Source organism: Corynebacterium sp. MSK047 (assembly GCF_030232285.1).
GTDB classification, from domain to species: domain Bacteria; phylum Actinomycetota; class Actinomycetes; order Mycobacteriales; family Mycobacteriaceae; genus Corynebacterium; species Corynebacterium jeikeium_D.
This window is the reverse complement of the sequence record NZ_JASPJI010000011.1, coordinates 82,085-88,608: the sequence shown is the minus strand read 5'-3', so window position 1 is coordinate 88,608 and position 6,524 is coordinate 82,085. Positions and strand designations below refer to the sequence as shown.

General features: G+C 57.5%; 7 protein-coding genes. 4 read left to right on the top strand and 3 right to left on the bottom strand.

The window, feature by feature from the left end:
* Positions 1 to 246 (top strand): transposase (locus tag QP981_RS06110; protein WP_502869553.1); only part of this gene is annotated, 246 nt, incomplete at its 5' end.
* 202 nt (positions 247 to 448) lie between these two features.
* Positions 449 to 886, top strand: a complete 438-nt coding sequence (locus tag QP981_RS06105; RefSeq protein WP_284857641.1) for a hypothetical protein — start codon at positions 449 to 451, stop codon at positions 884 to 886.
* A gap of 183 nt (positions 887 to 1,069) precedes the next feature.
* Here the strand turns inward: QP981_RS06105 and exaC are convergent, their stop codons facing one another.
* The 3 genes from exaC to QP981_RS06090 all read right to left on the bottom strand — a co-directional run bounded on the left by exaC (position 1,070) and on the right by QP981_RS06090 (position 4,228).
* Positions 1,070 to 2,590: an acetaldehyde dehydrogenase ExaC gene (exaC, locus tag QP981_RS06100; protein ID WP_284857640.1), complete on the bottom strand. Its 1,521-nt coding sequence runs from the start codon at positions 2,588 to 2,590 to the stop codon at positions 1,070 to 1,072.
* A gap of 121 nt (positions 2,591 to 2,711) precedes the next feature.
* Complete coding sequence (locus QP981_RS06095) at positions 2,712 to 3,437, bottom strand: LuxR C-terminal-related transcriptional regulator (protein ID WP_284857639.1); 726 nt, start codon at positions 3,435 to 3,437, stop codon at positions 2,712 to 2,714.
* Positions 3,437 to 4,228, bottom strand: coding sequence for a sensor histidine kinase (locus QP981_RS06090; protein ID WP_083301589.1), 792 nt, complete (start codon positions 4,226 to 4,228; stop codon positions 3,437 to 3,439). The genes QP981_RS06095 and QP981_RS06090 overlap by 1 nt, the downstream gene beginning before the upstream one ends.
* A 117-nt stretch (positions 4,229 to 4,345) precedes the next feature.
* On the opposite strand from QP981_RS06090, the gene QP981_RS06085 reads away from it, so the two are divergent.
* Positions 4,346 to 5,071 (top strand): ABC transporter ATP-binding protein, encoded by a 726-nt coding sequence (locus QP981_RS06085; RefSeq protein WP_070546206.1) that lies wholly within the window; start codon positions 4,346 to 4,348, stop codon positions 5,069 to 5,071.
* Positions 5,068 to 6,504 carry an FtsX-like permease family protein gene (locus QP981_RS06080; protein WP_284857638.1) on the top strand — a complete coding sequence of 479 codons (1,437 nt, stop codon included), beginning with the start codon at positions 5,068 to 5,070 and terminating at the stop codon, positions 6,502 to 6,504. The genes QP981_RS06085 and QP981_RS06080 overlap by 4 nt, the downstream gene beginning before the upstream one ends.
* The last annotated feature ends 20 nt before the right edge of the window (positions 6,505 to 6,524 follow it).

The window sequence follows — 6,524 nt, the reverse complement described above, 5'->3', positions numbered from 1 at the left end:
TCTGTCGCGGAGAATATCCAGGTGTTTTTCGCCGATCCGCATTCGCCGTGGCAGCGAGGTAGCAATGAGCGGATGAATCGGGATATCCGGTTTTATTTCCCCAAAGGCACCAACTTTACCGATGTCACCGACCAAGAGGTCGCCGAGGCGGAAGCATTGCTGAATAACCGGCCGCGGGTAGTGCTCGGCGGGTTAACTCCCCGGGAGGTAATCTCTGGTGTTATCCATGATGCAATGACCGCCTGACCCTACCGCTCGAAAAATGGCCTGAAAGTGTCATAAACTCACACAGTTTCACATTTGCAGCCCGTAAGTTTTCGGGTTGTCAGTTTCTCTACTTACCCCACTTTATGCTCGGAGATCTTTGTTCTTGTGGGCGTGACTCGATTCTCCACTGAGGAGGGGAGATCCAGTATTTTTGGAGGTCATCTCACGTAACCTGGGACGCATGAGGCTCGACAATATAACCCGCCCCTTGCTGGCGTCATTTTTCGCCGCGGTCGCGTGGAGTGTTTTAGGTGGGCTAATCTTGCCGGAGCCCAACCTCGCCTACGACGAAGGAATTGCGTCGTGGATTGTGTCCATGCTGGTCTCAGTAATGCTGGTCGGAGCAATAGCCGTTTTCGCCGGTGATGGGTCGTTGGCTCGGGGGATGACCAGCGCGCGGAGCATTGTCGCAGCAGCTACCGGCGCAGGAATTGCCGCGCTTGGCGATCTGGCATTCCTAATTCTCACCACGCCGCTCGATGGCCAGGACGGCATGGTCGTCGCCTATGTTGTGTTCTTTTACATCCCGCTACTATTTCTCGGCGGATGGGCCGCCAGTGCCGCGATTAATCGGATGCGTAGGTGGTACCGGCAAGTGAAGAAAGAAAGAGAGGCCTAGCTGGCGGCCGTGAGTTAGGCCTCTAACTTTGGAGTCGCCAGCGCCTGGTGCGTCAGGTTAAGGCCGACCATCGTAACCTGCCAGGCGCGGAGGGCGTTTTTTTGGGGGTAGAGGCGATTGTCGACACCTTCATCGGACGTGAATCGGAATCGACAAATCGCCTAACCCCAAGGGGTCGGATTCTTAGAACAGGCCAGTCGGGTTCTCGTCGTAAGAGACGAGCATGCACTTGGTCTCCTGGTAGTGCTCGAGCATCATCAAGTGATTCTCGCGGCCGATACCGGACTGCTTGTAGCCGCCGAAGGCTGCGTGAGCAGGGTAGCTGTGGTAGTTATTCACCCACACACGGCCAGCCTGGATGCCGCGGGCAGCGCGGTAGGCGTTATTCTGGTTGCGGCTCCACACGCCGGCGCCAAGACCGTAGATAGTGTCGTTGGCAATCTCGAGAGCCTCATCCAGGGTCTTGAAGGTTGTCACGGCCAGGACCGGGCCGAAGATCTCCTCGCGGAAGAAACGCATCGAGTTGTTGCCTTTAAAGATTGTCGGCTCGACGTAGTAGCCTCCCTCCAGCCCTTCGAGCTTGGCGACGTTGCCGCCGGTGAGAACCTCCGCGCCCTCCTTCGGCCCGGACTCCAAATAGCCGGAGATTTTGTCCAGCTGCTCCTGGGAGGCCTGGGCGCCCATCTGTACCGACGTATCCAGCGGGTTGCCGGTCTTAATCTGCTTAACGCGCTCGACCGCGAGCTTCAGGAACTCATCAGCGATGTCTTCGTGGACCAGGGCTCGCGACGGGCAGGTGCAGACCTCGCCCTGGTTCAACGCGAACATGGCCAGGCCCTCAATGCACTTCTCGCGGAACGCATCGTCGGCGTCCATGACGTCGGGGAAGAAGATGGACGGGGACTTGCCGCCGAGCTCCAGCGTGATCGGAATAATCTTGTCGGACACTGCCTTGTTGATTAGCTGGCCCACGGCAGTCGATCCGGTGAACGCAATTTTGGAGATCCGGTCGCTTGCGGTCAGCGCAGCACCGGCCTCGGTGCCGAGGCCATTGACGATGTTGAGAACGCCGTCCGGAAGCAAATCGGCGATAATCTCGGTGAGCATGAGAATCGACGCGGGGGTCTGCTCTGCTGGCTTGAGCACGATGCAGTTGCCGGCGGCGAGGGCCGGGGCGATCTTCCATGCGGCCATCAGGAGGGGGAAGTTCCACGGGATAATCTGGCCGACGACGCCGAGTGGCTCGTGGAAGTGGTAGGCGACCGTGTTGTCGTCAATCTGTGAGATGCGCCCCTCCTGCGTGCGGGTGGCCCCGGCGAAGTAGCGGAAGTGGTCGATTGCGAGCGGGATGTCAGCGGCGAGGGTCTCGCGGATGGCCTTGCCGTTCTCCCAGGTCTCGGCGACGGCAATCTTCTCGAGGTTTTCCTCTATACAGTCCGCGATGCGGTGGAGGATCAGCGCCCGCTCGGCCGCAGGAACCGAGGCCCAGGAGTCCTTCGCTTTGTGTGCGGCGTCGAGGGCGAGCTCAATGTCTTTCTCGTTAGACCGCGGAACCCGGCAGAAAACCTCGCCCGTGACCGGGGTGGAGTTGTCCATGTATTGCCCGTCTACTGGAGGTGTCCACTTACCGCCGATGAAATTCTCGTACTGCTCCTTGTACGTGAAGATCGCATCGGGGGTGCCGGGGTTGGCGTAAACAGTCATGTAGACACGTCCTTTCGATAGGGAAACAACAAACGTATGAGCCAACATTAAGTTGTGACTCGTGCCACAATCAACACTTATTTTTTCATCGCTTTTGCGAGAGATGCGATTGCTGCCGACCCTAAATTTGCCCCGACGTCGCCGTGAGAAATTCCAAAATTGCCCGCACGCGGCGGTTTTCCTCGCCGGGCTCCAGATGCAGCTTCATAAAGATGTTGGACACGTGTTTCGCCACTGCCGCCCCGGAAAGCACGAGGTCATCGGCAATCTGCTTATTGGACTTGCCGCGTGCCATCAGCTCGAGCACTTCGCGTTCGCGCGCCGTTAAACTGGCTAGTCCCGATTTGCCGGACTGCATCAATGCCGTCGCCACATCAGGGTCAATCACCACGCCACCACCTGCGACGACTTCGAGCGAACCCAAGAAGTCCAGCACCTGGCCGACACGGTCTTTGAGCAGATACCCGGTCCCGCCACTCGAGCTGCTGCCACTCGAACCGACCCCAGTACCAACCCCAGCGCTACCTCCAGCACCGCTCGACGAGAACAACTCGCGCGCATACGCCGGCGCCACATACTGCGACAGCACCATCACATTCAGCTGCGGATAGCGCTCGCGCAACTCGACCGCCGCCCGCAGGCCGTCATCGCTCATCTTTGGAGGCATGCGCACATCGGTTATCACTAAATCTGGCAGCTCGCCCGAGTCGTCAAACCGGTCATCGATGTCCGCCACCAGACCGTGCGCAGTGTCGACCATCGCAATCACTTCATGTCCGCGCTTTTCGACGAGCCCCGCGACTCCTTCCCGCAAGAGTGCCGAGTCATCCGCAATGACAATTTTCATTATTTCGCCGCACCTTTCTTCTCCACGCTTTCCATATCCATGCCTTCTATTTCTCCAATGCCCGATTCCCAGCGATTTAGCATCAAGGGAATTCTGGCTATTACCTGCGTTGGCCCGCCTTCGGGAGAGTGCATGGTCATCGCACCGTCAAAAGTGGCCAGGCGCTCTTTCATGCCCCGCAATCCGCGCCCCAATTTTGCCCCACCTGGGCCTTGGTCCGTAATTGAAATATTCAGTGTTTGATCTGAGGTGAGCAGCACAGAAACAGGAGCATTCGGCGCATATTTTGCTGCATTTGTCAGCACTTCTGCACAGAAAAAATATGCCGCGGCGAGCACGCTTTCCTCCAATTCCGGCAGCGGATAGGGAGTGTGTACAACAACGTGAGGGCCATATCCTTCAGCAATTTCCTCAACAGCCGCTTGCAGTCCGCGATCGCGCAACACCTGCGGATGGATGCCATGGACTGTTCGCCGCAAGGCCCGCAGGCCATCCTCCAAATGGCCGCGCGTTTCCGACAGGAGCTGCATTAGTTCCTCATTGCCAGTATTGGAGGCCTCTAATTCCGCAAGTCCTAATTTCATTGAAGCCGCAACAATGTATTGCTGAGCTCCGTCGTGGAGGTCATTTTCAATGCGGCGACGTTCAATCTCAAAGGCTTCGGCAATTGTTCGTCGTGAAGCGGTAAGTTCGGCGATGCGGGCGGCGGCGGATTCCTCGTAGCTGCGTTTATGCGCTTTTTCGCGACGGTTCGCGCCGATATATTTGCGGAAATAATCCTTCAGCTCCATAGTTTCCCATGGTACGAAAGCTCTGTGTGCGGAGGAATTAATTTCCGGCATGGTAGACCTAGCACTACCGCAAAAGGAAAGTGGGCACGGTGTTGAAATCGCCTCCGTGCGAGTGAAATGAGTGCCATGACAGAGAACAACAGCCCCAGAAACGCACGACTTTGTATCCGCGACATCACCAAGTCCTACAATTCCGCTCCCGTTCTCACCGGCATTTCGCTGACCATTGAGCCCGGCGAAACGGTTGCAGTCATGGGACCGTCAGGTTCTGGTAAGTCCACGCTGCTGCACTGCATGTCCGGCGTTTTGCTACCGGACGACGGCGACGTCATCTTCGGTGACACAAAGATCAGTTCGCTTTCCGACGCCGACCGCTCCGCCCTCCGCCTGCACGACTTCGGCTTCGTTTTCCAAGATGGCCAGCTCCTTCCCGAGCTGACTGCCAGGGAAAACGTTGCTCTGCCAATGATTCTGCAGGGCAAGAAGCGCTCGAAGTCACTCGCGCTTGCCGACGATGTCCTCAACCGCCTGGGGCTCAAGGACCTCACGCGCCGTCGCCCAGGACAGATGTCCGGCGGCCAAGCACAGCGTGTAGCAATTGCCCGCGCGATGGCCGGCGAGCCAGGTGTCATCTTTGCTGATGAGCCGACTGGCGCGTTGGACCAGTCCACAGGCCATGAGGTCATGCAGCAGCTCACCGCGTTGGTGGAGCAGACTGGAACGACATTGGTGATGGTCACGCACGATGTGAAGGTGGCCGACTGGTGTCGTCGACGTGTGGAGATCCGCGATGGCCTGATTCACGACGACCGCATGCTGGCAGGAGCGGAGGTTACAAAGTGAGCACCGTAACTGAAGCACCAAAACCCCAGAGAATTCCTACCGGCGCACTAGCGGACTTGAGCACGCGGCTGCAGCGCGCCGGGCGTGAATCGCATTCGGGAAACGGCTGGCTGTCCGCATTGTCCGTGGTGGCCATGACCGTGAGTACCTGGTTGGCGTTGGTCGTCGTCGGTGGAACGGCGATGTTTTACCGCCGTTGGCAGGCTGAGCCAAATCTGCCGCCGAACCCAACGCCCGAGGATTACATGAATCAAGGTCAGGGCGAGATGTACCTGCAGCTGGCACTTGTGGCCTGTGTTTTTGTGATTCCGGCAATGGTTTCGCTGGTAGCACAGTCGGCGGTGCTTGGCGCTGCAGGACGTGAGCAACGGTTGGCAACTCTGCGCTTAATTGGTCTCTCCAACGGGGCAATTACGCGCATGGTGATTATCGAAACCCTCGTATTGGCAGCTGTTGGGCTTGTGGTGGGCACGTTGTTGTCGGTGGCCACTGCGCCATTCTGGGCGATAATCAAGTTCGACAATGACTACCTGGATACCTGGGACATGTTGCTGCCCTGGTGGGGCTACCCGCTGGTTTGGGTAGCAGTGGTGCTACTCGCACTCTTTGCCGCTGTGGTCGGTTTGCGAAGGGTGATGATTTCACCACTCGGCGTTAGCCGCAAGGAAGTGCCCAAGTCGATGAAGGCATGGCGCATGATTGTGGCCGTTGTTATCGGTGCGATCGTCCTGTACGTGATTGCCAACTCCAATATCGCGGGTGGAACCGTCACTGCCACGCTTGGTGTCGCAGCGATGATGTACCTGATGGTCTGGGCAATTGGCCTGGTGGCGCCTTTCTTTATCCAGCTTGTTGCCCGCATCTCCAGCTTCTTCGGTACGTCAAGTGATTTTGTGGCGACGCGACGAGTAGCGACTAACGCTAAGGAATCGTGGCGTCGAGTAAGTTCCATGGCCTTCCTGTCTCTGCTGCTTGGCTACACAATGATGGTGCCTGGCGAAGACAAGATTGAAGAGGTTGCAGATGTCACGTTCGCGCACGATATTGCAACCGGTGTGACTATCACTTTCGTAATCGGTTTCATTCTGCTGCTGGTGTCAACGCTTCTGACTCAGGCCTCAGCCGTCTATGAAGAGGCATCGCTGACAAAGGCGCTGGACTTCATCGGGACGCCAATCAACTTCCACCGCACGGTCACTTTCAAGCAGACATTCTTTCCCATGCTTGCGACCAGTATCTTCGGCTTTGTCATGGGTGCGCTGTTGGGAGCCACCATGTTCGGACCGATTGCGAACGAAATCACGTTTGGTCAACGCTCCCTTGTTGTTGCGCTGGCGTATCTCGTGGGAGTTGTATCAGTTGGCGCTGTGACCTTGGCGGTTGATCCGCTTCGCCACAAGTTGCTGGGTCGCCAAATCCGTCACAACGACTAGTCACCATTGCAACGACTAGT